Genomic DNA, 26,314 nt, shown 5'->3' with positions numbered 1-26,314 from the left:
TAGTATTATTAATTAATTGTTTCCCAATTCTATTTACTATATTTTCTGTGCCGCCTAGTTCTAATTTCTTTTTTTACTGTATCGTTTTGTATTCCTTATGATCGTTAGTATTTGTATTTTCAACTGTTTTTGTTAACACGCTTTTATGAGTAGTTATTTGTTCCGGTTGTTTATAAAAAGGACTATGTGCCCTATCTATATCTTTTAGTATACCTACTATTATATTTTGTGATGTTATTGCTTCACTAAGCTGATTAAATCGCTGTTGTTTTTCTTGATCGGTAAATCTAAAGTAATTCTTATCTTGTAGTAATGCGTTTAATGCTGCAGTTTAAATAGTTTGTTTATATCCTATCTCTGCTAATGCTTGTATATTTTTATAATTCCCTATATCTGCTTTTTGTGTTTCTTGATTAATATTATGGTTTAGCTCCTTAATTAACTTTATCCTATCCTGGGATTGACCGAATCTTTAGAACCTTTTAATGATTGTAATCCTATATTTATTGATGAAATTATTTGTGCTACATTATTACCGACTATAGCTGCTGATATCCCCGCCACGTTATATTATTTATTCCATTTGTTATAACCGATGCTATAAATAATGATTTAGTACCTTTATTACTTTTGTCTTGCTTTTGTTGCTGCTCATTATGTATTATAAATCATCTTTACTTTTTACTGTTTCTTGAGAAATTATACGCTCCAAGTTACGCCTTTATATAACTTCTATATCATCCATACTTCTAAATATTATAGGCTGTTTTTTAGGTACTGTGTCTATATTATTGGATGATGCCTTTACAATATCTAAATCTTTTTCTAGTGATTGTGCATATTTATTTTCTTCTTCTATAGGTCGTGCCATTCTATTCGCTCCATTTGTATGCCTTTAATCTGTTTTAGGGTGCATTATAGATAATTATTAAAATTTGTTAATAATTATCTATAATTAAATTACTTAAAATGCAAATTTAAGGTAAATCTTTATCATGAATTAGTGTTAATAGAGCAAAGAGAGATAAATAATAACATAAACTAACTAAAAGTGATTGTATTATTAAAAAATTCATATATTAATTAAAATACAAAGTTATTTATTAATCATTATGTCAAATACACCTAAGTTAGAAAATCACTATAATAAATTGTTACAAGATATTATGCTTAAAACATTAGAGCAGAATAAAACTGTAGAAACCTATTTAATACAAGAAGATTTTAGTAGTACTTTAGATGAGCTGCAAAAGATAAACGCACAGCTTGAAGAATATTGTAAGATTTTTGCTCTGCTTGAAAGAATTAAAACCGAATTAGCTGAAGAAGATAAAGTATATAACTAATTTAATTTATATAAAAGGTGCAAGCAGCATTTCGCCTTTTATATTCAATAATAATTTCCTGCTTCAACTGCTAGCTTTTTAAAAGGTGATATACCGAGGCTATACCCTATAATAATAGGAATTACTATCATCACCAATCCTAAATTATTAAAACGTTCTGTTAAATAAACAAGTCCAAAAGAACTAATTACATACATAGCGGCTCCTGAATAAGTATATATAAAGCTAGCATAGGTAAATCGTTTTAAAACCGGAAAACTTTTATAAAATATTGGAATTGCTGGAGATTCACTTGGAGAAAAAGTAACTACAATTAGTGGAATTAAGAGAATTTGCTAACCTTGCGTTATATTATCTAATATTAATGGACTAGATAGAAGAAAAGTTAAAAATATTACTAATTGCGTTTTTAAAATTTTTAGTGGATGAAATTTTGATGTATTACTGCTTCAGTGGTATAGTGTAACGAATCTTTAAGTATATTACTACAATGAATATAAGCAAAATAAAACCATACTGGTTGTGCTAGTTGTATTAAAAAATAATAGATTGCATTCTTCTTATTAACTTTTCCCTGCCATACAGGATTATTTTTTATCGTTGCTACATCAATTATATTACTATCTTTTATCGTTTCTTGTATTCTATGCTTAGCATCAACAAAATCCGGTGTTTCTAGCAAAGTAGTCCTAGCAGCACTACCTATTAATGCAATTCCTGCACCTACCCAAAATGCGATACGCTAATTAAAGCCATAGGATGTAACTAAGGTTTCTACGCCAAGGGCCACAGTTAATCCTAAGCTAGCACACACCCCTACAAATGCTACGGTAGGAAAACGTTTAGGAACTCCAACAGATTCCGTTAAATATAATTCTGCTCCTACTCTTGCTCCCATGGATGACATACCTTGTACTATACGGCATATTGTTACTATCCAGGCGGCACTAGCACCTACTTGGGCATAAGTAGGAAGATTAGCCATAACTATGCAAGAAAATGACATTAAAATAGTGGTAATAATGACTGTGGATTTCCGACCTATATTATCAGCCAAATAATAAAGCTCCTAAGGGTCTAAAAATAAAAGTAGAACAAAAAGAAAAACTGCAAGAAGTCGATTAACGTGAGTATCATATTGCGGAAAGAAAAGCTCATTAATTAGTACTGCCATATAAACATATAGCATAAGATCAAAATATTCTCAAAAAGTACCTATAGATATTAAGCCTATGCCTATAGCCCGTTTTTGTTCTTTGTTTAAACTTTTTTGTTTTTTTTCGTATCCCAACACAATTTTTTCTAAAAAGTTAATTTATAGCAAGGTTATATTGAGAAGATTTCAAGTCAAGGAAACAGTTACAATGTTTTATGATTATACTTATTTAAAACTTCTTTGACTAATGAAGTTGTTATTTTTCTTTTGGAAATTAAAGCAAAATAGTTAATATTGTCTAATATTTCTATAATTTTAGAATATTCCCTAGGCAAATTTACTAAAAGAAAATCTATTATTTGTCCGGATATTGTTACCGAAGAAATAGCAAAATGCTTAAATATTAGAATTTTGATTAATTCATCGTCAGGTGAGTTTAATAGAATACTAAGTACTGATTTAATACGTGAAGATAAATCGGGTAAAGTAAAATTTCTGCTTTTATCAGATGCGGTAAGTAAAAGATATTTTTGTTTTTCGTTAATAATATTAAATATATGAAGTAATGTCGGCTCTTGCCAGTTTTCAATATCTTCAATGATGAAAGCATTATATTTTTCTGAAATTTCTTCATTAAAAAAAATATCTTTAATAATATAGGCATTGCTTAAATTTTGCCATATTTTGGTTAAATAAGTTTTGCCTGACGAAGAAGGTCCTTTAATTAATAAAGTAAATTTATAAGGGTTAACGCCAAAGCCGCACTGCCAATTTTTTATAATATTATAAGCTTGATCGTTAGAACTAGAAACAATAAATTCATCAGGATGATATTTATTAGAAGTAATAAAACGAAATATATATTGCTGCACTGTTATAAGAATTTTTTAGTCGTCTATTTGGTAGAATTTGCTAGATTTATAAAATTTAATTAGATTCAAAAGTAAAATTTTTGTAATCCCTGCAATCGGTATAGCAAAAAATATTCCAATAATTCCCAATAAACTGCCGCAGGCAAAAATTGAGAATATAATCCAAAGAGGATGCAACCCTATTTTATCACCGATAATTTTAGGGGTGAAAATATAGGACTCGCAAATATTTCCAACTAGATAAATTATCATTATATATAGTAATTTGGTAGTTACACCAAAAGTTAAATAGCCGATAATTAGAGTTAAAAGAAACGATATAAAAGTACCAAGGAAAGGAATAATAACTAAAAATCCTGTTAAAATGCCAAGTAAAAGAGCGAGATCAATACCTATTACGGTAAATGCAATACTATAATAAGTAGATAATAATAAGCAAATATTTAGCTGTCCTCTTATGTAAGCAGATAACAGATTATTAATTGCCGATAATATTTCAAGGATTTTCGGTCGGGTTTTTATAGGTAATAATGATTTCATGTTTGCAATAATTTTAGCCCAATCACGTAGGAAATAGAATAATATTATAGGTATAAGTAAAAATAAAACAAATATGTTAATAGTTATAATAGTATAACGCCAAAAATTATTAGCAATACTGCCAAGTATAATAAATATATTATTTATAAAATTGCTTAAAGAATTCTTGATTTTATCGGCAATATCAGGTTCTATCGAATAAATTTTTACCATTATAGGTGGTAATATTTCTGCCTGTAAATAATTGTTATATTTTGGAATATTATTTATAAAAGTAAAAATTTGTCCATAAATTATCGGCGCCAAAATAGTTAAGCTTAAGAAAAATATGCTCAAAAATATCAGATAAATTATGCTTGATGCAAATTTATTTGATACTTTAAATTTTGATGCGATAAAACCTATAGCAGGTTGTAGTAAGTAAGATATTATAAATGCGATAAAAAATGGCTTTACTGCGTCTGAAATTAGCATAAAACCGCTGATAAAAAGTCCTAAAAAAACTAGCCAAAATATAACGGTTCTATTCATTATTATTTTCCTCATTTTCTATACGAAGATCAACTTCAAAAAGAAGCTAGGAGTTCACAAGGCGAAGATCACAGCATATACTTAATACGTGAGAATTGAAGCTCTTGTAAAACGACGACGCCAATTTTTGAAGTTGATCGAGTATTAAGGTTTTTTAACGACTTGTACGGTAGCAGGACGAAGTAGTCTATCTCTAATTTTATATCCTGATTGCATTAAAGTAATAATACTATTCGGTGCATGATCAGGATGTTCTATCTGCGCAATTGCATTATGTAAATTATAGTCGAACATTGATCCTATTTCCGGCTTTATTTCTTCAATATGATGTTTATGAAAGACTTTGTCTAGCTCGTCTTTAGTCATCTGAATGCCTGCAATAATATTTGTGACTTCTACATCAGAATTTGTCGGTTTATGTGCTAATGCTCTTGAAAGATTATCACTAACATTTAGTAGTTCTTTAGCAAATGTAGCAATTGCATAATCTTTTGCTTCGTCACGTGCTTTTTCTAAACGCTTTCTTGTATTGTCTATTTCAGCAGTAGTTCTTATTAGCTTATCTTTTAGCTCTTCAATCTCGGCTTTTAACGCTGTTATCTCCGGATTTGCCGTTTCCACTACCTCTTCAGCAATATCATTTATTGTTTGTTCATTATTTTCTATATTATCGTCTATCATATTATTTACTTTATATTTATGTTCTTTTTTGAGATATATATATATAATAAAAATTTTTTCAATGGTATACTCTGTTTAATTTGAAAAATTGGTGTCGTTGTTTCGTATTTTTTTATCCTCACTTACTAGTATGTATGCTGCGGTCAAAAAATATGAAACGCCTTACTCTTTTCCAAATTAAACTTCGTCTACTATTTATTTTTACTTATGGAGTACAAATTGTATTATGAGACAGTCAGGAAGAAAAAGCAATCAATTACGTCCTATTTCATTAGAATTATCCCCGCTTATTAATGCGGAAGGTTCATGTCTTATTAAAATCGGTAATACACATGTTATGTGTAGTGCTACTTGTGAAACTACCGTACCGCCATTCTTGAGGGGACAAAATCAAGGCTGGATTACTGCCGAGTACGGTATGCTTCCTGGTTCTACATCACAGCGTATTAAAAGAGAAGCGGCACTTGGGAAACAAGGTGGAAGAACGCAAGAGATACAGCGTTTAATAGGTAGGGCGATGCGATGTGTAATTGACTTGAGGAAACTCGGCGAGAGGCAAATTATCATAGATTGTGATGTTATTAATGCTGACGGCGGTACTAGAACTGCAGCAATAACAGGGAGCTACGTAGCATTGCACCTAGCTATTAGGTCCTTGATGAAAAAGAGAGTTTTAAAGGTGAACCCGTTAATTAGTCAAATTGCAGCTATTTCTTGCGGTATATATAAAGGTGAGGCGATACTAGATTTGGATTATTTAGAAGATAGTGATGCGGACGTGGATAGTAATTTTGTGTTTGCAGGTAACGGTAATTTAATCGAAGTACAAGGCACGGCAGAGAAAAATCCTTTTTCCGAAGAGCAGTTTTTAGCAATGTTAAAACTTGCTAAAGGCGGAGCTGCGGAATTATTTACACTACAAAATCAGGTACTGCTTGGGTCTTAGAAAGTTGTTAAGTGGATCAGTGTTCTCGTCATTGCCAAAAATGCTAATTTATAGCCTTTTTTTATTATTGCTCTGGATTGCCGCATCGTTTTGCTCCTCACAATGACGGTGCATGTATCCACGCAACCAATCTTCCACGAGAAGAACGTATTTATTAAGCGTATGGATTATCATCAAAAGCAATATGTTCACCTGATAATATGATTATCTTATCTCGATTGGTATTATTTATAAATACCTTATGATTAAGATCTGTGACTTTAATCACTACTATGTGGTCCTAAGATTAATTCCGCAACACTGCCTAGGCTTTCAAACGTAACACGCTGATTAGCTCCAATTGTTGTTTTATTTGGGATATATTAATATTTGCTGTTCTACTTTCTTCGGTAAAAGTAATGGTCCTATATTTTGGATAGTTCATATTTTCCTCTTTGAATGAATTTTAAGTTATAAAATCATTACTACAATATTCCATATACTACTTCAATTAAAAATTTTTTAACCTAGCCCTCTACTCAATTTATAATTGCTATTATAGTGTATTTTTTAAATTTAAGCGGTATGGTATTAAGATTATATTATTGTCATTTTTTATATTAATAAGGTACATGTTTCGGCATGGTTGTTAGAGCAGGGAAGATATAGATATATTGTAGGAGGGTAATAAAGTTAATAAGATATCAAAAAACGAGAAAAAGCAAAGAGAAGAAGCCGTTTTATACATAAGAGAAAGAGTAGCTTATCTATGGGAATACCTCAAAAAAGTACGCGATCAGCCGAGTCTTCATGCAAAAATCTTACGACAAATAAAAAGATTAGAGCAGAAGATAGTAGAATTATCCTCTGATCAATATGAGCAATTTGTAAGTAGTACTGTAGAATACAGTATTACCGATAATCAAAATATTGGAGTACATTTTTTGTACAAAGAAGATAAATTTTTGAATGAAAAAAACATAAGTACGGATGCTTCTATTTACTATAAATTGAAGCTATTTGAAGATAAAGATTTTATTATTGCGGCTCAGCCTAAAATTTTAATGAGTAAGAGTAAAAAAACTTAAAGAAGATTTTTTAGGCGAGATATCTCTAATAATGGGAATGTCTAAAAATATCCGCCCTGTTACTATTTTTAATCAAAATATATTTAGCTTTGGACATTCAATTAATATTGGTTCTAAGAAGATGTATTATAATTTTTCTACTTGTGAAGGGATTAATAATGCTTACAAGTTTTACAAAATACCATACTCGGCAAAATTACGGCTATGTATATGATAGTTCAGTTTATGAGCAGTTAGGCATTGCAAAGATAATTAATTGGGGTAAAGAGAATAGAAATTTGTTAACTGCTCAAATCGGTCATTTTTGGGATCGCAGTCTTTCAAATTAAGAAATATAAAATATCAGGTATAAATTTTTCAGCATGGTTAGATGTATAAATGAAGATATAATATTACAGATAATCAGAGATAAAAACTTATTAAAAAACAAGCTACTAGTTTAAAAGCTATGATCGAAGAAGCAATTATCGATAATGAGATAATGATTGATATATTATATGAAAATAGAATATGGCCGCTAATAAGCAATATTTCTTATATTAAAATTTATAATTATTCTTATATACAAGCCTATGTAGTGAATGGTTATTGTAATATGAAGATGTTCACGGTAATACAATAACTGCTATAAATGCTCTAAAAATATTGTTGAGTAATAATAATATTTTTAGATCTATAATGCTGATCAAGAAATATTATTTTTATAAATTATTAGAAAAAAATTTTGCCCATTTAACTAGTATCAAAGCAAAATATGCTCTTGAATTTAAAGTCGGACCGATTATTACTAAGAATATTAATTATACCAATAAAATAATAATATTTTTCGTCGTGTTTATAGCCACATTGATTTATCTGCCGGTTTTATTTCATGTTGCTAATAATATAAGCTATTGTTTGCAAAATATTTTAAAATCTCTGTTATGTATAAGGGCAGTAAGAGAATCGCATTCGGTAGGGTTGCATGGATTGAAAAGCGTATTCGGTGTCATACCGTGGTTTGACCACGGTATCCAGAAAATAATTAAAAATACTAATATTAGTATTTTTAACTGGATCCCGCGATCAAGTTGCGGTATGACAGAGGTGGAATCGCTTCACAAAACAAGTAATACTAAAAATCATTCGGTGGAATCACAAAAATTAATTATCCAAAAGATAAGCTAGGCGTTAAAATTATTATCGAAGATGACGATTATCTAATGATTAAAGAAATAGTGTTATATAATTTACCGTCTTATTTTCATGTTATATCTGTTCCGAAAAGTCTACCAAGAACTAAGCCGAAAGCCCTTAATTATGCTCTAGAATATTCACGTGGCGCGTATCTAGTAGTATATGATGCTGCAGATAAACCTGAACAGCTACTTAAAGCTCTAGCAATGTTTAAAAACTTGCCTCTAGAATATGCTTGTCTTCAAGCTAAGCTTAATTTTATAATAAAAATGAGAATATTTTAACCAAAATATAGAATATAGTTTATGGTTTGAATATATCTTGAAAGGATTAAGTTTGCTAAAACTTTCTACACCTCTTGGGGGTACTAGTAATCATTTTAAAACGGATATATTAAATAAGCTTGGCGGATGGGATTCTTATAATGTAACAGAAGATGTCGAGCTTGGTATAAGAATTTACTCACAGAACTATAAAGTAGCTATTCGTGATTCCTATACTCTAGAAGAAGCTCCGAATAGTTTAGGTAATTGGCTAAATCAAAGATCACATTGGATTCAAGCTTTTTGCAAACATTTTTGGTATTTAAAGCACAAAAAGATAAATGCCAAAAGTTTACTTTATTGCAAGTAATAACAATTTATATTTTCATCGGCTTATCTACTTATAATTTTTGGAGTTTACCCTTTATAATATTTTCTATTGTTATAAATAAAAATTCTATCTTTTATATCTATATGGTACAGCTCTGTATATATTAAAAAATTCTTTAAAAAGCAGAAAAGTAAAATTTCAGTATATAGTAGCTTTGAGCTTATGGGCTAGTTATTTTATATTACATACTGTAGCGTAAGCAGTATTTGAAATAATTTTCTGCCCTTTGAATTTGAAATGGAGTAAAACTAAACACGGCACTAGTTTAGAGGATTTTGAGAAAGAATAGACCTCTAATAAAAAAATTTTTATTCTTGCCCCTTGAACTAACAAAAATAAAATATATATAGTATGTACATTTAAAGATTTAATAATTGGAGGTTAAAATGTCTTTTAAACCATTACATGATAGAATTGCAATAAAGCCTATCGAACAAGAAGAAAAAACTAAAGGTGGAATTATTATTCCGGATACTGTAAAAGAAAAGCCGATGCAAGGTGAAATAGTAGCCGTAGGTAATGGTATTCGTAATAAAAAAGGCGAAATTCATCCTTTAGAGCTAAAAGTAGGCGATAAAGTTTTATACGGTAAATGGGCAGGCACCGAAATTGAAATTAACGGCACAAAACTGATCGTTATGAAAGAAAGCGACGTATTTGGTATTATTAATTAATTATTTTAAGGAGAAATTAAATATGGCAACAAAACTTATTAAACACGGCTCAAAAGCTCGTGAGCAAATGTTAGAAGGCATTGATATACTTGCAGATGCAGTAAAAGTTACTTTAGGTCCAAAAGGCAGAAATGTACTTATCGAGCAATCATTCGGTTCACCGAAAATTACAAAAGACGGTGTGACGGTTGCAAAATCGATCGAGTTAAAAGATAAAATTAGAAATGCGGGAGCTCAGCTATTAAAATCAGCTGCTACAAAAGCTGCAGAAGTAGCCGGTGATGGTACTACTACAGCTACAGTACTTGCTAGAGCTTTGGCTCGTGAGGGTAATAAGCTAGTAGCTGCCGGTTATAATCCTATGGATTTAAAGCGTGGTATGGATTTAGCGGTAAACGCAGTAGTAGAAGAAATTAAAAAATCCAGTAAAAAAATTAATAGCCAAGAGGAAATCGCACAAGTCGGTACTATCTCTTCAAACGGTGATAAGGAAATCGGTGAGAAAATTGCTAAGGCAATGGAGGAAGTCGGTAAAGAAGGCGTGATAACCGTTGAAGAAGCAAAGAATTTTAGCTTCGATGTTGAAGTAGTTAAAGGTATGATGTTTGATAGAGGTTATCTATCACCGTATTTTGTAACGAATTCCGAGAAAATGGTTGCTGAGCTTGAAAATCCTTTCATCTTACTATTTGAGAAAAAATTATCAAATTTACAACCGATGTTACCTATACTTGAGGCTGTAGTACAATCACAACGCCCGCTATTAATTATTGCTGAGGATGTTGAGGGCGAAGCTCTTGCAACGCTTGTAGTCAATAGATTACGTGGTGGTTTAAAAGTTGCGGCAGTAAAAGCTCCCGGTTTTGGCGATAGAAGAAAAGCAATGATGGAAGATATTGCTATCCTAACTAAAGGTGAGCTTATTACTGAAGATTTAGGTATGAAGCTTGAAAATGTGAGTATTAAGAGTCTAGGGACGGCAAAAAGAGTAACAATTTCTAAAGAAAATACCGTAATTGTTGACGGTAACGGTGATAAGAAAAATATTGAAGATAGAGTATTACAAATTAAATCTCAAATAGCTGAAACTACTTCTGATTATGATAAAGAAAAACTACAAGAGCGTTTAGCTAAACTTTCCGGCGGTGTTGCCGTATTAAAGGTTGGCGGTGCTACAGAAGTTGAAGTGAAAGAGCGTAAAGATCGTGTTGAAGATGCACTTGCTGCTACAAGAGCGGCAGTTGAGGAAGGTGTTGTTGCCGGTGGCGGTGTAACATTACTTCATGCATCACAACCTTTAACAAAGCTTAAAGTAGAGAATAAGGATCAACAAGCAGGTATTGAAATAGTAATAGAAGCTTTAAAGGATCCGCTAAAACAGATTGTTGAAAATGCCGGTGAAAACGGTGGCGTAGTAGTTGGTAAATTACTAGAACATAAGGATAAAAATTATGGCTTTAATGCTCAAGATATGCAATATGTCGATATGATTAAAGCAGGAATTATTGATCCGGCTAAAGTAGTGCGTACTGCACTTCAAGATGCTGCTTCTGTTGCTTCGTTAATTATTACCACGGAAACTTTAATTGTTGACGAACCTTCTGATAAGGCAGAGCCAATGCCAATGCGTGGCGGTATGGGAGGCATGGGTGGTATGGATTTCTAAGTCTATATCTCTATAAGATAGGTTATGCAATAGATCTAATAAACCTGTTTTATTGTATTGCTCGTTCCCCTCATTGTAAGGAGGCATTGTTGCGTGGACCGCAAAACCTGTTCAATGTCATATCGTGGCTTGACCATGGTATCCAGAAAAAAATACTAATAATATTAACATTTTAAACTGGATCCTGCTACAAGCTCGCAGGATGACAATTAAGAAACTGGTCCACGCAGGCAATGCCTGCTCTGCAATGACGATTTTAACAACGTGCTGTACAATACATTATTAAGTCGCAGTAGGACACTGAAAAACTGATTTATGCAACAAATGGGTTTTAAAGTGATTCTTTGCCTAATTTGAAAATAAACTCTTTAATAACACTCTTCCTCAAAAAATAAAATATAGAATTTCTTGTAATTATTTCAATAAATGAGAGCAAATATTTTTTAATTATAATAGCTCAACCTTTGGTATTTATCCTATATAAGGCTGTTAACAAAATAATTTTAAAGCCCATTAAATTCTTTTTAACTGCAAATTATAAGATTTTTTTGAAATAGGGATATTTATTACTGTAAAAATCTTATTAATTTTCGTTTAAAAATCTCTTTAATTATCAATTAAAGTTATTTTGTTAACAGCCTTATATAGGATGATCAAAAGGTTTAAAGCGGTTTTACGCTTTAATTATTAAGAATAGATTTCTTGTTGCAGTTATAGGCAAGGTTAATCTATAATGTATAGATTCGTTTAATTTAAAAAATTAGTAATAACAGTTTCTAGCTTTTGGTCGGTTAAACTATGCTAACTAAAATTAGTAAGGTTTTAGAAAAATTACTATTTTTATTTTAAAAAAGTCTTATAATTTATACAGTTAAGAAAGACTAAAATAAGATAATTTAAATTTTATATATAAAACTTAAAAAATGAGGTTCTAAAAGCAATCTAAAGGATAAAAGATAAAATAATAGGGTAGGGTAGTGCGAAGCTCGCCACAAGCTTAATTTTTCCTATTAATATCAACTAAAGCTGGGTTTTATTAATATTTACTAAAAATAGCAAATTAATTAGAAATATTAATAGAACTTAATTAAGTTTATTGCTTTAATTGGTGTGTAGTTATTCGTAAGTATAACTATTAACTGAATTAGTATAAATTAAAGAGGTAGTTTTGCTTCAAAGGGTTATTAAACATTTAAATCACAATTTATCTAAACATGATATTGCTGCTCAAATAATAGGTAGGATCAAACATCCAATATCAATTTTATATAAATTATATCGTAAGGGTATAAAGTTAGAAGAATTAACAGATATTTTTGTGATAAGCATAGTGGTAATAAATGAAGAGAAATGTTATAAAGCTTTAAAAGTAGTTCATGATCTTTATGAGTATGAAAAGGATAAATTTAAAAATTATATTCTTAATCCTAAGCCAAACGGCTATCAATCTTTGCATACTATTATCACAACTGAGGATAATTATAAAATAGAGATACAAATACGTGATCGTAAGATGCATTATCATGCAGAGAGCAGTGAAGCTGCACACTGGCAATATAAAAATAGTTAATAAAACTTAATAAAAAGAAAAGCATTTTTTATTTATTCTCAAATATTTTTTCACTTTAGTGGTTTATAACTTCTTGCAATGTATTAAAAATTTAGTAAGCATTATTAATTGCAAAGATAGATTATTATTCAATCTATTTTTATATATTGCAATACAATTGAAATTAAAGGTAAATTATGACTAAAAAACTAGTGGATAACAAAATAGCTCCTAATAAAGCGGAGTACGATAAGAAATTTTCGCATGTCTTAGGTATTACCCCATATCATGGGGCAGTAACCTTACCGAAGACAATGGCTTGAGTTTGCGAAGAATTAAAGTTGTTAAAGGATAGCTCACAGAAAAATGAGATGGAAGGAGGAAAAAATCCTTTCCTGGCTATGTGGACTTTCCTGATGATACTCTAAGTACACCGACAATTCAAGAGGGGCATCTTCTTAGCGGTGGAAAAGAAGATGAGAGAGATTCTGTTAATTATACTAATGCAGAAATGTGATAACTTTCATCTGACAAAACATTTTATTGGAGAGATGGAAGCAAGTACCATCATGTTCATAAAGTAAAAGCCGGTGACAAGTTTGATATACATTGGGATTATAACATGGCACATAAAACACGTGGTTATACATATGCGATCACTGATCATCCTAATGACTTTTCTCAAAGACTAACTTTGAATGAGCTTAAGACATTTTTTGAAAATATAAGCCAAGAAAAACCATTTTGGAGCCATACATTACCTGCTTCTACGGATCATTCAACAATTCTTCTGGAAAGAGAAGCAGGATTTCGCGTTCTTTTCTTTTAGAAAGATGGATAGTCGCTAACCGGCATGGCATTTCATCAATCATGGGTTCTTGAATATGAAGCAAGTTTAGGCGGTGAAGGGCCTGGCCATGGACACTATCATCACGATGCTTAATTAAGCTTTAAAGCAACTTAGTAGCGAGTGGTTATGCGCTAAGCGACTCAAAGCTTTGTTGTTCGGATACCCAAGTCGTCATTGCAAGGAAAAATTGAAAATTTTGACAAAGCAATCCCGGACCAAAATCTTGAGATTGCCACGCTCCTTTTAGTTGCTTGCAATGACGGTTTAGTATCCACGCAACAAAGCTTAAATTCTTGCGTTACTATCTACTCAAAGCTTTTAGGCCTTCCTTTAAGCCGTCTTTTATAAATGAAATTTTAGCTTGTTTGCCGTCTGCGGTAATTAGTTCTATATAATTATCGTTTGATAAAATCATGTCTAGCTCGTCTTTTGTAATAATAGCTAAAGCCTGACAGCCGTTTACTGTACAATTGAGGTATTTTCCGGCTGCTATTCGTTTGTCACCACTATTAATAACTGTACCTGCCGGAATTTGAACATTTGACGGGACTATTTCTATTATTTTTAATTCCTGTTCTTCTTGTTCCCCATTAAAATAACCTATGTGATAAATGGCTAATATTTCCTTTTCTTTATCTTTCTCTAGATTATTAATTTGTTGTGATAAGAAGCAAAGTTGTTTTTTCTCATTATTAAGAGTACAATTTAAAGTCCAAGCTCCGTACTTTTTTGGTGCTGTTGATGCGTTGACGTTTTGTATGCTATACAAAACAAAAGTGCCGGTTATTATAAATAATCCAATAAAAACAAAAGCAATTTTTTTTATACAATCTTTCATATAATTTTTAACCTTTTTAAAATATTTTCTTTTCCTAAAATTTCTGCAATCTCAAATACGCTAGGTGATGCAGTCATACCTGTTATTAAAGCTCTTACCGGTTTCATAATGTCATTCAGCTTTAAGTCGTTTGCTGCTGCTATTTCTTTAAATTTATTCTGTACGGATTCCTTATCAAACTGCTCAAGTTCGCTTAAGTTTTCTATAATTTGTTTGATTAAATTCTTATCGCAATTTTCTATAATTTCTTTTGAATCTTGGTTGTAGATGATAGGAGAATCTACTAGATAAATTTGAGCAAGGCGTGTTAGTTCTAGTAATGTTTCACTTCTAACTAACAAACTTGGCATTGCTTGTTTAATATAGCCTATTTCTTGCTCACTAACCTTAAACTTCTTTGGCAACTCTACTGCTAGGGGTAATTTGTACGTCAATCCGGTACTCGCATCCTCAAGTATGTCTATATACGCTGCGGTTCTGCGTTCCGTGTTTCCTTCAAATTCCTTCCTATAAGCGGGCTTCCGAAGAAGTTTATTATAATTTTGTTCCAATATCTCTACAATCTTTGAAGTTAAGCTATCATTGTCAAGCATTCTTAAGTAATGAGCGTTAAGGCTATTCATCTTAGCAAAATCAAGCTTAGAAGGTGATTTACCGAGTGAATCAAGATTAAACCAGTCTATAGCCTGAGTCATTGAGATAATTTCATCATTGCCGTGACTCCATCCAAGACGCAGTAAATAATTACACAAACTTTCCGGTAAATACCCCATATCCTTATAAGCTTCAATGCCTAATGCTCCATGCCTTTTGGATAATTTTGCTCCGTCTGCTCCATGAATTAACGGTATATGAGTCATGCTCGGTACTGCATATCCGAAAGCCTGATAAATAGCGAGTTGCCTTGCTGCATTTGTTAAATGATCGTCACCTCTAATAATATGAGTTATACCCATATCATGATCGTCTACTACAACGGCTAGCATGTAAGTAGCAGTGCCGTCTGCTCTTAATAGTACCATATCGTCTATATGAGAGTTTTCAATTACTACCTTACCTTGTAAAGTGTCATGAATTGTTATACTACCCTCTCTTGGAGTTTTTAGACGTATTACCGGCTTAATATCAGTAGGATAGATAGATGGATCTTTGTCACGCCACTCGCTATTAAAAATAAAATGCTGTTTATTTTCTAAAGCTTTTTGTCGCTGTCTTTCTATTTCTTCTTGGCTAGTAAAACAATAATATGCTTTACCGTTTTGCAGTAATTTTAGTGCGGCTGCTTTGTAAAGATTATGACGTTTAGACTGGAATATAACCTCACCGTTCCAATCAAGCCCTAGCCATTTTAGACCTGAGAATATAGCTTCTACCGCTTCTTTAGTTGACCTTTCTTTATTAGTGTCTTCAATGCGAAGCAAGAACTTACCGTTATGATGCCTTGCGAACAAATAATTAAAAAGGGCGGTTCTTGCCGAACCTATATGTAAAAACCCCGTCGGTGACGGAGCAAATCTAGTAATTACGTTATTATTCATTTATTATCTTTTTTAAATATATACTAAGAACTGTGTCATACCGTGGCTTGCCACGGTATCCAGAAAACAACTAAACATACTAATATTATTAGTATGTTTAACTGGATCCTGCGATCAAGTCGGCTGTGTTGCATGGATCAGTTTTTGCGTCATTGCGAGGAAACTGCATAGCAATTGATGAAGCAATCCAGTAAAAAATGCTAATTTTTAGCATTTTTTTATTATTTTTCTGGATTGTCACGCTCCTTACAGTCGCTCGCAATGACGATTCGGTATTCATGCAACAAGGCTGATCAAGTTAGCTAGGATAACACATACTCTTTCTCCCCAAACACATAAAATAATTTACGTCTATATCATCGCTTAATTTCCACTCATTTTTAGCCGGATCATATACCAAGCCTTTCAGCTCTTTAATTTCAATTTTGGTATCCGTAAGCATTTCGTAAATTTCCGACGGTTTTAGGAATTTGCTATAATCATGAGTGTTTTTTGGTACCCAACCTAAAATATATTCGGCAACTATTATTCCAAGTATATAAGCTTTTTTAGTACGGTTAATTGTAGAAATTATTGCCATACCGTTTGGCTTAATATGCTTCACCAAATTTAGTATAAATTGCTTTACGTTTTCTACGTGTTCAATAACCTCAAGACAAATTACCACATCATATAGCTTGTCACTTGCTAATTCTTCTATAGTAGATTGTAAATAATTTATCTTTACGCCGTTTTCCTTAGCATGAGCAGTTGCCGTTTCAATATTACTTTGCAGTGCATCAATGGCTGTAACGTTAAAACCTTGAGCCGCTAAAGGCGTTGCAATTAACCCTCCACCGCAACCGACGTCTAATATTTCTAATTTAGAAATATCGTTAGACATCTTCTCAAACTCTACTTCTAGAGGTAATTTGTGCATCAATCTGCTGCTCGCATCCTCACGTACTTCTATGTACGCTGCGGTGCTGTGCTGCATGTTTCCTACAAATTCCTCTCTATAAGCGAGTTTGGAAAGGTGTCTATTGTAATGCGTAGTTATTTTCTCTATTATATATTCAAGGCGAATAGGGTTTATTCGGTGTAAGATACTGAATTCTCCGTCCTTATTCCACCAATTATGAGAAATTTTCTCAAATTTTTCTAATTCTTTTTTATCGATTGAAGACATAGTCTATGATTCTTTCCAATGTCATCCCGTGGCTTGACCACGGGCTCCATAAGTACAGCCTAAGAACTTCAGTGGATCCCGTGGTCAAGCCACGGGATAACAAGAGGCCATATAACAAACATATATAATATACTCAGATGACTTTAATAATACTAGCCTTAATTTTAATTAGCTGCATATTTGCCCCGCTTGGCTGCATTGCCCTATGGAAGAGATATATTTATTTCGGTGACGGGCTTGCTCATAGTAGTTTTTTAGTGGCTAGCATAAGTATTATAGCACATGTTCCATTAATATATTCAGGAATAATAGTTGCAATTCTTTTTTCGTTTTTTGTGTTTATTTTTAAAAATAATTCTGAAAAAAACGCAGTTATTAATTTGATTTCTAGCTTTATGCTAGCTGTTGCTTTAGTTATTAATTATTTTACTTCTTTGCAGAATAATATAGTAAATTTGTTGTTTGGGGATATTTTATCCGTATCTTTTAATGATTTGATGATACTTGTAATAGTGCTAATAACTATTATAGGCTTTATAGTATATTTTTATAATCAAATTCTTCTTATCATTATCAATAGAGATATTGCCGTCATAAAAGGCTTAAAGGTGAATATTATTGAGCTAATATTTTTACTTCTTCTCTCATTATCGGTATTTTCTGCTATAAAGATTGTTGGAGTACTTATGGTAACTGCTATTTTACTTATTCCTGCAATGATTGCACGGTTTGTAGCATATAGCCCCTCCCAGATGATTATAATATCAATTCTTATATCTTTATTTATTAATTTTTGTGCTGCATTTAGCTCTTTCTACTTTGATTTACCTTTAACTCCATTGTTTATTATATTAGGTACGTTTATTTATGGTTTGTTGTATTTAAAGTGATTATTATGAACAAAAGTGAATTTACTGAATATGTCAAAGAATTGTTAGAACAATATAGTTCAGTAGCCGTTCGTGTAATGTTTGGTGGATATGGTATATATAAGGGTGGTGTTATGATAGGAATTATTAAGAGCAATGAATTATATTTTAAGTCAGACCTAAGCACTTATGAATATTTTCAATCTTTCGGTTCTGAGTCATTTGTATATCAAAGTAAAGGTAAACTTGTAACTCTATCATATTGGAAGGTGTTATCTGAAATTATGGGGGATCAAGAGTTATTAGGTAAGTGGTTTAAATTAGTTTTGAATGCTGCTATTAATAGTCAAAAGAAAAAATAAATGTTGCCCCGTGGTTTGACCGGAGTTGTTGTGTGTGACGTTTTTTTCCGTCATTGCGAGAAGACGCCATAGGCGTCGACGAAGAAATCTCAGACACGATTTCTGAGATTGCCACGCTCCTTGCAGTCGCTCGCAATGAAGTTAGAATCTATACACGTTTTTCATAATCTCAAGATAATCAATTTTGCCGCTTGTAAGTAGAGGTATTTCTGAATCGGTAATAATTACTTTCGGTAAATGTAGTAAAGAAATTTGAGCTTTAGATACAGCATCTGCAAAGTTCTCTCTATTTATATTGGAACCGGTAGTAAGTAAAATAATCTTTTCTTCGTGCGTTTTATCGGGAATAGAAATAGCAGCGTGCAAGGAATCAGGATCAATTTCGCTTGCAAGTTCTTCAATTTTTGTAAGAGATATCATTGCCCCTGCTATTTTAGCAAAGTGTTTTAAACGTCCTAGAATTGTTATATATCCTTCAGAATCGATTTTGACTATATCGCCTGTGTCATACCATTCTTTATAAGTACGGTGACCTTCTAAGTCCAAGTAACCAAGCATGATGTTAGGACCCTTAATGAATAAACGTCCCCCTTCATTTATTCCCTCTACTTTCTCAAGCTTATAATCAATTTTCGGTAATAATCTTCCTACCGTGCCTGCTTTATTATGCATAGGGGTATTGCAAGCTATAATAGGTGAGGCTTCTGTAATCCCATATCCTTCAAAAATACGTATGCCATACTTATTAAGCCAAAGTTGTCGTGTAGATTCTTTTAATTTCTCGCTACCGGCAAATATATAGCGTAATGAGTAAAAATCATATGGGTGCGCGTAATTAGCATAACCGTTTAAAAAAGTATCGGTAGAAATTAATATAGTTGCTCCAATATCGTATATAACTTCAGGAATGCTACGATAATTTAGTGGAGAAGGATATAGAAACAGCTGAATACCGTTGAAAGTTGTAATAATTGCACCACTAAGACCAAAACAATGAAATAGCGGTAGCGCATTAAATACTATATCTTCAGGGCTAAAAGGTACTTTAGCAGTGATTTGATATCTATTGGTTTGTAAATTTCTGTGAGATAATAATACGGCTTTAGGTTCACCTTCAGTACCCGAAGTAAAAATTATCACTGCCGGTTTTTCGTCATCACGATTACGACAAAAATAATTGTAATAAGTTTGGGCACAATAACTTCCTATTTTTGCTTTTAGTTTTAGAGCTGTACCAATCTGATTTTTAAAATCTTCTAAATATATTATTTTAATACCGAAATCTAATAAGTTAGTTATTAATTCATGTAAATTTGCTTTCTCAATAAATTGTTTTGAAGTGTAAACTACTTTAATTTGTGCAAGTTTACAGGAGTTAATAATAGTACTTATGCCGCTGCTCCAGTTAATTATAGCAGGAACATAACCGCTAGATTGCATAGCGTAAAAAGTAATTAACGTATTCGTGGTATTAGGCAACATTAAGCCTAAATTTCTGCCAAAGATATTATTCTTTTTGATTAAATCACCTAGGATAAAAGATTTTAATATTAAATCTCGATAAGTAACCGCATTATTTTCAAAATCATCAACTATTTTTTTCTTAAATCCATGAATTTTAGCAGCTTCTATAAGAGATGAGAATACAGTATTTTTATAGTCTGAACTCTCAAACATCATGTCAGCCATGATATCATAAAGAGTCCTAGATATATAACTGCGTCGTTCTTGATTGCTTGTAGCATCCATATTAGCGAATTTTACCGGCGGTAAAACGGTTATAGTAATTTTAGGAAATATTTTTCTTTTTAATATGTTTTTTAATTTTGATAAATGAGTAAATTGAGTACCGTCTATTCTAACCGGTAAGACGGTAGCACCGGCTTTATCGGCAATCATTCCCGGTCCTTCATATATTTTCATTAAAGAGCCGGTAACGCTTATTCTACCTTCAGGGAAAATTGCTACTTTCTGATCCTTTTGTACTTCTTTTACTAAAGTCTTTATTGCCATTGGGTTACTTGGATCAACCGGCAAAGTTCTTGCCATACGTAAAAACGGTTTAATCCACCATATTTTTTGTATATCAGGACTAATTGCAAAAGTCATTTCTTCTCGTAAGTAAGTAGCAATTAGCGGCGGATCTAGATATGAAATATGGTTAGCGACCACTACTACTTTTTTACCTGCTTTTTGAAAATTTTCAAATCCTTTAACTTCAACCTTATACATAAGATCAAAACAGATTTGGAATATTCTGCGCAATAGCTTAAATGGAATAATTTTAACTTCAGGTATTAAACGGTAAATATGTATAGTAACAATTATATTAGCTAGGCTAATAAATAATATAATCCAGGGTATAGTGAAATTTAGGTAAAATAATAAAGATAGAATTATTGTTGATCCCACCATGAAAATGGAATTGATAAGATTGTTAACGGCAATAATTCGACTACGATGAGTAGGGTTTGCGTAATGCTGTAATATCGCAAAAAGAGGAACGATATATAATCCGCCTATTGCCGCTAAGAACAATAAATCTATAACTATGCGCCAATTATGTCTTTTCGATAAAAATACTAAAATACTTTTTAGCTGAGTAGGTTCGTAGTTAACTGAGCTAATTCTACTTGCAAAGAATAAATCAATACCGAAAATACTAATGCCTAGGGCTGAAATAAATAGATATTTAACGGTAATCTCATCTTCAAATATTTTGCTACATAAAAACGCACCGATCCCAACACCAAGCGAGAAAACCGCTAAAAATAAATTAGCAACATTTTCATCAGCTTTAAAAGTTATCTTAGCAAGTAAAGGTATTTGAGAAATTATAGCAGCTCCGATAAACCAAAACCATGAAATACCAAGTATAGCTAAATATATCTGTTTTTTTGCTTTGGCATATTTAATCATATTTATGCTTTCATCTATAATATTAAAATTTATTTTAATATCACGATTTACATTTTTAGATTTTTGGGAAAAAAGGCCTGTAATAAAGCCAAGAAAAGCGATGGTAATTAAGGAATAAATTATAAAATTATTGCTGATTGTATAATAGCTGCCGATTATAGTACCGATAAAAATACCGATAAAAGTTCCGGCTTCAACAAAGCCGTTAGCTCCAAGTAGTTCGTCTTTATTTAGGTGATCAGGTAATACGCTATATTTGATTGGACCGAAAAAAGTAGAATGTATACCCATTAAGCCAATAGAACAAAACAGGATTAACAGATTATTATGATGAAATCCATAAATTGCAAAGGCAATTATACCGATTTCACAAATCTTAATAATTTTAATAAGATTTGCACGCTCGTATTTATCGGCAATTTGTCCTGCTATGCTTGCGAATATTATAAAAGGTAATACAAAAGTAGCATTAGCAATTAAAACAAGTAGATTATTATATTTACTTAAAGCTCCTGACATACCATAAGTTATAAGGATTACCAGAGCATTTTTTAATATATTATCATTGAGACAACCGCACAACTGCACTATAAAATTCGGTAAAAATCGTCTATCTTTGAAAAGATATAATTTGTTTGTGTCCATGATATAAAGTATTTTAAATGCCAATTTTATTGGGTGACTCTTATGTCATTCCCGTGAAAACAGGAATTCAGTAATTAAAAAATATAAATACAGTAAGTTTTTAAAACTAAAAACTTGATTTATCTCGTTTTACCCTGGATTCCCGCCTATGCGGGAATGACATAAGCAAGCTATGCAACAAAACCTAAACTCCCCAAATATTAGCAATTTATATTAATATGTCAAATGTGGTGCTTATTTACTTTTTGTTTCTAAGCGTCTTGATTTTATTAATGCATCTACAAGAGAAATGTTTTCGTCCGTAGAATCAGTGTAATTTTTTACTATTGTTTGTATATGCAGATAAAGTTTGGTTTGTAGTATCTTTCGTTTTAACTTTCTTTCTTCTTTGTAAATTCTTTTTTAAGGCAGTTGATAAATTATCAAATTTAGCCGGTGATTTGGCTTTTTTCGGTGCTTCTTTGATAGCTTTGGTAGATGACATAAATAATTATCTTTTCACATTAGCATTATTATATTATATTATGGATATTTTGGAAAATAAAACTATAAGTAATCTATGAATCAAAGTAATATAATCTCTCCTGAGTTACTGGATGAGAGGAGAAATATTGCAAGGCAAGGGGGCGGTGAAGCTAGGATCAACGCACAACATCAAAAAGGTAAGTTAACTGCACGAGAACGCATAGAAGTATTATTAGATCCGGATAGCTTTACCGAAACAGGTATGTTTGTATCCCATAGATGCGATAATTTTGGGATGCAGGATAAAAAGTTTTTAGGTGACGGTGTTGTAACGGGACACGGTACGATAAACGGTAGGTTGGTATTTATTTATAGCCAAGATTTTACTGTACTCGGCGGTTCTCTCGGCGAATATCATGCTAAGAAAATCTGTGATATTATCAATCAAGCTATAGAAACTGGTGCTCCCGTAATCGGTATTAACGACTCAGGGGGAGCAAGAATTCAAGAAGGGGTTGATGCTCTAGCCGGATACGGTGAATTATTTCAGCGTAATGTTTTAGCGTCGGGTGTCATCCCTCAAATTACTCTAATTATGGGCCCTTGTGCCGGTGGTGCGGTATATTCTCCTGCCTTAACCGATTTTATATTTATGGTTAAGAATAGTTCTTATATGTTCGTAACCGGTCCCGATGTAGTAAAAACCGTTACGGGTGAAGAAGTAAGCCAAGAAAAGCTCGGCGGTGCTAGGATGCATACCACTAAAAGCGGTGTTGCCGATCTTGCATTTAACAATGATATAGAAGCATTGCTTGAAATTCGTAAATTCTTTAATTTCCTTCCATCATCCAATCGTAGTCCTCTTCCTGTTCGTTCGACTGTTGATCCTGCCGATAGAGTTGATATGTCTCTTAGCACGTTAATACCTAACACTCCTAATAAACCTTATGATATGAAAGAACTTGTTGAGCGTATCGTTGATGAGGGAGAATTTTTTGAACTACAACCTGATTTTGCTAAGAATATCATTATTGGCTTTGGTTATATGGAAGGTTATCCGGTAGGATTTGTGGCTAATCAGCCTTTGCATTTAGCAGGATGTTTAGATATAAACGCCTCAAGAAAAGCAGCAAGATTTGTTAGATTTTGTGATGCTTTCAATATTCCTATAGTAAGCCTTGTTGATGTGCCTGGATTTCTGCCTGGTACATCCCAAGAGCATGACGGTATTATTAAACACGGGGCTAAGCTGTTATACGCTTATGCGGAAGCTACAGTGCCGAAGATTACTGTAATTACCCGTAAGGCTTATGGAGGTGCTTATATAGTGATGAACTCCAAGCATCTTAGAGGCGATATAAACTATGCTTGGTTTAATTCGGAAATCGCTGTTATGGGGGCAGAGGGCGCAGCCGAGATAATATTTAAGGAAGAATGTAAAAATCCTGAAGCTAAAAAACAAAAAATAGATGAATATAGGAAAGTAGTAACTTCGCCTTTTGTTGCGGCATCTAGGGGATATTTGGATGACATTATAAGACCGCAAAATACCAGATGGCGAATATGTAAGGCGTTAAATTTCCTGCGTACTAAAAAAGTAGAACTGCCTTGGAAGAAGCATGATAATTTGCCGCTTTAGCTGTCATCCCGTGGCTTGACCACGGGATCTCAGAATACAGTCTGTGACACAAGACCCCGTGGTCAAGCCACGGGGTGACATTAGGATACAAAAAACTATGAATAAACCATTATTTGATAAAATTTTAATTGCTAATCGTAGCGAGATCGCCGTTAGGATAATACGTACCTTAAAAAAGATGGGGATAAAGTCGGTTGCAGTATATTCTGAAGCAGATACAAACTCAATGTATGTGCAGCATGCAGATGAGGCTTATTATATAGGTGATTCCCCTGCAACGGAAAGTTATTTATCTATTAAAAATATTATTTCGGCGATTCGTGAAAGTGGCGCCAGCGCAGTACATCCAGGTTACGGTTTTTTATCAGAAAATCCAAATTTTGCCAATATTCTTAAAAGAGAAGGTGTTGTTTTAATAGGACCGAGTGCCGGAACTATTAAAAAAATGGGTGATAAAATCGAAGCAAAAAAGATAGCGATAGAAGCCGGAGTTAGCACCGTGCCAGGTTATATGGGAACTATAAACGATGTTAAACAAGCTATAGATATTGCTAAAGAGATTGGTTTTCCGGTAATAGTAAAAGCGGCTGCCGGCGGCGGTGGGCGTGGTATGAGAGTAGTGAATAATCCCGCTGAAATGGCCAATGCTTTTGAGTCGGCAAAGCTTGAAGCAGCCAATAGTTTTAGTGATGATAGATTATTTATTGAGAAGTTAATTCAAACTCCCCGTCATATCGAAATTCAGCTCATTGCCGATCAATACGGCAATAGTGTATGTCTCGGAGAGCGGGAATGTTCAATACAGCGTCACCATCAAAAAGTAATCGAAGAAGCACCAAGTTCTTTTATTACTGAAGATATAAGGCAAGAAATGTATCGGCAGGTAATATCCTTATCTCAAAAAGTGGGATATTATTCGGCCGGTACCGTTGAGTTTATAGTAGATAGCAATAAAAATTTCTATTTTTTAGAGATGAATACTAGGTTGCAAGTTGAGCATCCTGTTACTGAGCTAATTACCGGTATAGATATCGTTGAAGAGATGATACAAATCGCAGCCGGCGAGAAATTATCATTTACGCAAGATGATGTAAAATTAAAAGGTTGGGCATTTGAATCACGCATTTGTGCCGAAAACCCAAGCCGAGGTTTCTTACCTTCTAGCGGTAGAATTATAGCTTATTCCGAACCTGCAAAGAGTCCTAATATCCGTATAGATACAGGGATTGGGCTTGGCGGCGAAGTAAGTATGTTTTATGACTCAATGATTGCAAAATTATGTACTTACGGTGAAACAAGAGAGCAGGCAATTGAGCTAATGCATTCTGCTTTGAGTTCTTATATAATTAACGGTATTGCTCATAATATCAGTTTCTTAGAAGCGGTAATGCTACATCCACGCTTTGTTAGCGGCGATATTTCTACTGCCTTTATTCAAGAAGAATATCCTGACGGTTTTTCTGGAGCTAGTCTAACTTCAGAAGTAACTACCGTATTTTTAGCAACGGCTATTTTTATTTATATATCGGAGCAAAGACGTGCTTCTTTAATTTCCGGCAATATTAACAATCAGGCTAACAAAATAGGTACAAGGTGGGTAGTAACTATCGATGATAAACTATTTCCTGTATTAATTACACCTGTTGAAAACGGCTATAATATACGTCACGAAAGCGATAGAATATATATTCGTAGTAACTGGAATTTAGGTAATGAACTTTTTACGGCTATAATTAATGGTAAAAAGACAAATGTGAAAATTGAGAATATCAGAACCGGTTATTTATTATCGCATGCCGGTATTAGCGTAAAAGCCTTTGTACGCTCTCCTCGTATATCAGAACTTGAAGCGTTGATGGTCTCAAAAGTAGTGGTGGAAGAAAGCTCTGAACTACAAGCTCCTCTAAGCGGTCAGATTGCTGTGATAAAGGTGAAAGAAGGGCAGGAAGTGACGGCAGGACAAGAAATTATGATTTTAACTGCTATGAAAATGGAAAACTTGATTCTTGCCGAAAGAGACGGAAAAATAGCTAAAATTTTTGTTAATGAAAAGGATAATGTTGTAAGAGGGCAGGTATTATTAGAATTTGCTTGATATATTAGGTTCTGTAAAGGAAAATTCAATTATTTATATTTTCAGATATTTTTTAGTGAAAATTAATA

At 32.6% G+C, this 26,314-nt stretch carries 28 protein-coding genes and 1 pseudogene; 17 read left to right on the top strand and 12 right to left on the bottom strand.

Annotation, left to right across the window (positions count from 1 at the left end; translation table 11 throughout):
• Positions 1-721: 721 nt before the first annotated feature.
• The gene (locus GCO76_RS07070) at positions 722-871 is read right to left on the bottom strand and encodes a hypothetical protein (protein ID WP_198913030.1); all 150 of its coding nucleotides are present in this window, start codon (positions 869-871) and stop codon (positions 722-724) included.
• A gap of 241 nt (positions 872-1,112) precedes the next feature.
• Between GCO76_RS07070 and GCO76_RS07065 the strand changes: the two genes are divergently transcribed.
• Positions 1,113-1,346 carry a hypothetical protein gene (locus GCO76_RS07065; protein ID WP_014120933.1) on the top strand — a complete coding sequence of 78 codons (234 nt, stop codon included), beginning with the start codon at positions 1,113-1,115 and terminating at the stop codon, positions 1,344-1,346.
• Between the two features lie 44 nt (positions 1,347-1,390).
• Here GCO76_RS07065 and GCO76_RS07060 read toward each other — a convergent pair whose 3' ends face one another.
• From GCO76_RS07060 to grpE, 6 genes are all read right to left on the bottom strand, one after another.
• Positions 1,391-1,543: a proline/betaine transporter gene (locus GCO76_RS07060; protein ID WP_410956679.1), complete on the bottom strand. Its 153-nt coding sequence runs from the start codon at positions 1,541-1,543 to the stop codon at positions 1,391-1,393.
• Positions 1,544-1,764: 221 nt separating this feature from the next.
• Positions 1,765-2,028, bottom strand: a complete 264-nt coding sequence (locus GCO76_RS07055; protein WP_410956678.1) for an MFS sugar transporter — start codon at positions 2,026-2,028, stop codon at positions 1,765-1,767.
• Positions 2,029-2,088: 60 nt separating this feature from the next.
• Complete coding sequence (locus GCO76_RS07050; protein WP_014014615.1) at positions 2,089-2,403, bottom strand: MFS transporter; 315 nt, start codon at positions 2,401-2,403, stop codon at positions 2,089-2,091.
• A 302-nt stretch (positions 2,404-2,705) separates the two neighbouring features.
• Complete coding sequence (locus GCO76_RS07045; protein ID WP_014014613.1) at positions 2,706-3,374, bottom strand: HdaA/DnaA family protein; 669 nt, start codon at positions 3,372-3,374, stop codon at positions 2,706-2,708.
• Positions 3,375-3,389: 15 nt separating this feature from the next.
• Positions 3,390-4,445 (bottom strand): AI-2E family transporter, encoded by a 1,056-nt coding sequence (locus tag GCO76_RS07040; protein WP_410956677.1) that lies wholly within the window; start codon positions 4,443-4,445, stop codon positions 3,390-3,392.
• 144 nt (positions 4,446-4,589) lie between these two features.
• Entirely contained in the window at positions 4,590-5,126 is a 537-nt protein-coding gene (gene grpE / locus GCO76_RS07035; RefSeq protein WP_410956676.1) for a nucleotide exchange factor GrpE, read from the bottom strand.
• Positions 5,127-5,352: 226 nt separating this feature from the next.
• On the opposite strand from grpE, the gene rph reads away from it, so the two are divergent.
• The 12 genes from rph to GCO76_RS06975 all read left to right on the top strand — a co-directional run bounded on the left by rph (position 5,353) and on the right by GCO76_RS06975 (position 13,687).
• Complete coding sequence (gene rph, locus GCO76_RS07030) at positions 5,353-6,072, top strand: ribonuclease PH (RefSeq protein ID WP_410956675.1); 720 nt, start codon at positions 5,353-5,355, stop codon at positions 6,070-6,072.
• 944 nt (positions 6,073-7,016) lie between these two features.
• Complete coding sequence (locus tag GCO76_RS07025) at positions 7,017-7,139, top strand: hypothetical protein (protein WP_410956674.1); 123 nt, start codon at positions 7,017-7,019, stop codon at positions 7,137-7,139.
• A gap of 158 nt (positions 7,140-7,297) precedes the next feature.
• Positions 7,298-7,468, top strand: a complete 171-nt coding sequence (locus GCO76_RS07020) for a hypothetical protein (RefSeq protein WP_410956673.1) — start codon at positions 7,298-7,300, stop codon at positions 7,466-7,468.
• Positions 7,469-7,587: 119 nt separating this feature from the next.
• Complete coding sequence (locus tag GCO76_RS07015) at positions 7,588-7,761, top strand: hypothetical protein (RefSeq protein WP_410956672.1); 174 nt, start codon at positions 7,588-7,590, stop codon at positions 7,759-7,761.
• A 26-nt stretch (positions 7,762-7,787) separates the two neighbouring features.
• A complete protein-coding gene (locus GCO76_RS07010; protein WP_410956682.1) occupies positions 7,788-8,306 on the top strand; it encodes a hypothetical protein in 519 nt (172 codons plus the stop codon).
• Between the two features lie 35 nt (positions 8,307-8,341).
• On the top strand, positions 8,342-8,599 hold the full coding sequence (locus GCO76_RS07005; protein ID WP_410956671.1) for a glycosyltransferase family protein: 258 nt from the start codon (positions 8,342-8,344) through the stop codon (positions 8,597-8,599).
• 52 nt (positions 8,600-8,651) lie between these two features.
• The gene (locus GCO76_RS07000; protein WP_410956670.1) at positions 8,652-8,948 is read left to right on the top strand and encodes a glycosyltransferase family 2 protein; all 297 of its coding nucleotides are present in this window, start codon (positions 8,652-8,654) and stop codon (positions 8,946-8,948) included.
• Between the two features lie 407 nt (positions 8,949-9,355).
• Positions 9,356-9,643: a co-chaperone GroES gene (locus GCO76_RS06995; protein ID WP_014014607.1), complete on the top strand. Its 288-nt coding sequence runs from the start codon at positions 9,356-9,358 to the stop codon at positions 9,641-9,643.
• A gap of 22 nt (positions 9,644-9,665) precedes the next feature.
• Entirely contained in the window at positions 9,666-11,309 is a 1,644-nt protein-coding gene (gene groL, locus GCO76_RS06990) for a chaperonin GroEL (protein ID WP_012151120.1), read from the top strand.
• Positions 11,310-12,477: 1,168 nt separating this feature from the next.
• Positions 12,478-12,879 (top strand): bifunctional (p)ppGpp synthetase/guanosine-3',5'-bis(diphosphate) 3'-pyrophosphohydrolase, encoded by a 402-nt coding sequence (locus tag GCO76_RS06985; protein WP_410956669.1) that lies wholly within the window; start codon positions 12,478-12,480, stop codon positions 12,877-12,879.
• 176 nt (positions 12,880-13,055) lie between these two features.
• The gene (locus tag GCO76_RS06980; RefSeq protein WP_280641667.1) at positions 13,056-13,181 is read left to right on the top strand and encodes a hypothetical protein; all 126 of its coding nucleotides are present in this window, start codon (positions 13,056-13,058) and stop codon (positions 13,179-13,181) included.
• Positions 13,182-13,480: 299 nt separating this feature from the next.
• The gene (locus GCO76_RS06975; RefSeq protein ID WP_410956668.1) at positions 13,481-13,687 is read left to right on the top strand and encodes a molecular chaperone GroEL; all 207 of its coding nucleotides are present in this window, start codon (positions 13,481-13,483) and stop codon (positions 13,685-13,687) included.
• 322 nt (positions 13,688-14,009) lie between these two features.
• On the opposite strand, the gene GCO76_RS06970 is transcribed toward GCO76_RS06975, so the two are convergent.
• From GCO76_RS06970 to ubiG, 3 genes are all read right to left on the bottom strand, one after another.
• Complete coding sequence (locus GCO76_RS06970; protein ID WP_103897193.1) at positions 14,010-14,546, bottom strand: invasion associated locus B family protein; 537 nt, start codon at positions 14,544-14,546, stop codon at positions 14,010-14,012.
• Positions 14,543-16,084 carry a glutamate--tRNA ligase gene (gene gltX / locus GCO76_RS06965; protein WP_410956667.1) on the bottom strand — a complete coding sequence of 514 codons (1,542 nt, stop codon included), beginning with the start codon at positions 16,082-16,084 and terminating at the stop codon, positions 14,543-14,545. The genes GCO76_RS06970 and gltX overlap by 4 nt, the downstream gene beginning before the upstream one ends.
• Positions 16,085-16,382: 298 nt before the next feature.
• On the bottom strand, positions 16,383-17,252 hold the full coding sequence (gene ubiG, locus GCO76_RS06960) for a bifunctional 2-polyprenyl-6-hydroxyphenol methylase/3-demethylubiquinol 3-O-methyltransferase UbiG (RefSeq protein WP_410956666.1): 870 nt from the start codon (positions 17,250-17,252) through the stop codon (positions 16,383-16,385).
• Between the two features lie 137 nt (positions 17,253-17,389).
• Here ubiG and GCO76_RS06955 point away from each other — a divergent pair, with 137 nt between their 5' ends.
• Positions 17,390-18,142 (top strand): metal ABC transporter permease, encoded by a 753-nt coding sequence (locus tag GCO76_RS06955; protein ID WP_103897190.1) that lies wholly within the window; start codon positions 17,390-17,392, stop codon positions 18,140-18,142.
• Positions 18,143-18,147: 5 nt separating this feature from the next.
• On the top strand, positions 18,148-18,483 hold the full coding sequence (locus GCO76_RS06950; protein ID WP_410956665.1) for a TfoX/Sxy family protein: 336 nt from the start codon (positions 18,148-18,150) through the stop codon (positions 18,481-18,483).
• A gap of 141 nt (positions 18,484-18,624) precedes the next feature.
• Here GCO76_RS06950 and GCO76_RS06945 read toward each other — a convergent pair whose 3' ends face one another.
• Positions 18,625-22,047: an acyl-[ACP]--phospholipid O-acyltransferase gene (locus tag GCO76_RS06945; RefSeq protein WP_410956664.1), complete on the bottom strand. Its 3,423-nt coding sequence runs from the start codon at positions 22,045-22,047 to the stop codon at positions 18,625-18,627.
• A 234-nt stretch (positions 22,048-22,281) separates the two neighbouring features.
• Positions 22,282-22,531, bottom strand: a pseudogene (locus tag GCO76_RS06940) (hypothetical protein).
• Positions 22,532-22,606: 75 nt separating this feature from the next.
• Between GCO76_RS06940 and GCO76_RS06935 the strand changes: the two are divergent.
• Entirely contained in the window at positions 22,607-24,151 is a 1,545-nt protein-coding gene (locus tag GCO76_RS06935) for an acyl-CoA carboxylase subunit beta (RefSeq protein ID WP_045805628.1), read from the top strand.
• Positions 24,152-24,248: 97 nt separating this feature from the next.
• A complete protein-coding gene (locus tag GCO76_RS06930) occupies positions 24,249-26,246 on the top strand; it encodes an acetyl-CoA carboxylase biotin carboxylase subunit (RefSeq protein WP_410956663.1) in 1,998 nt (665 codons plus the stop codon).
• Positions 26,247-26,314 lie beyond the last annotated feature (68 nt).

It is taken from the genome of Rickettsia koreansis, assembly GCF_046532895.1.
GTDB lineage: Bacteria > Pseudomonadota > Alphaproteobacteria > Rickettsiales > Rickettsiaceae > Rickettsia > Rickettsia rickettsii.
Note: the sequence above shows the minus strand (reverse complement) of the source record. Positions and strands in the feature narration are given on the sequence as shown.